This is a genomic window from Streptococcus suis (assembly GCF_002960445.1).
Taxonomy (GTDB): Bacteria; Bacillota; Bacilli; order Lactobacillales; family Streptococcaceae; genus Streptococcus; species Streptococcus hyiners.
Genome location: NZ_POJD01000063.1, coordinates 1 through 335, shown reverse-complemented (window position 1 = coordinate 335; position 335 = coordinate 1). Strand labels below are relative to the sequence as shown.

General features: G+C 41.8%; 1 protein-coding gene. It reads right to left on the bottom strand.

Going from position 1 to position 335, the window contains the following annotated elements; translation table 11 throughout:
- Positions 1 to 335 (bottom strand): polysaccharide biosynthesis tyrosine autokinase (locus C1G53_RS00330; RefSeq protein WP_153046624.1); only part of this gene is annotated, 335 nt, incomplete at both ends.

The following is a 335-nucleotide window of genomic DNA, read 5'->3' as shown; positions in this document are numbered from 1 at the left end:
CTAATGGTGGACAGTCAACGATAACATAATCATAATAGCGACGAAGAGTCGCAAGTAGATTTTCAAAATTCTTACTTTGTAAAAGGGCAGTAGGGTTGGGAGAAACCTTTCCTGACTCAATTACGGTCAAGTTTGGAATATCTGTATCGCATAATCCTTGAGACAAGTCTGTTGTCCCTGCTAGGTAATCCGTCAAACCTGTAATCTTTGTAATTGGCTTGAAGAAACCAGGCATGACTGAATTTCGGATATCTGCATCCACCAAGACGGTCTTATAACCTGAACGAGCATAGGCAATAGCGAGACTAGCCGCAGTTGTACTCTTACCTTCATTC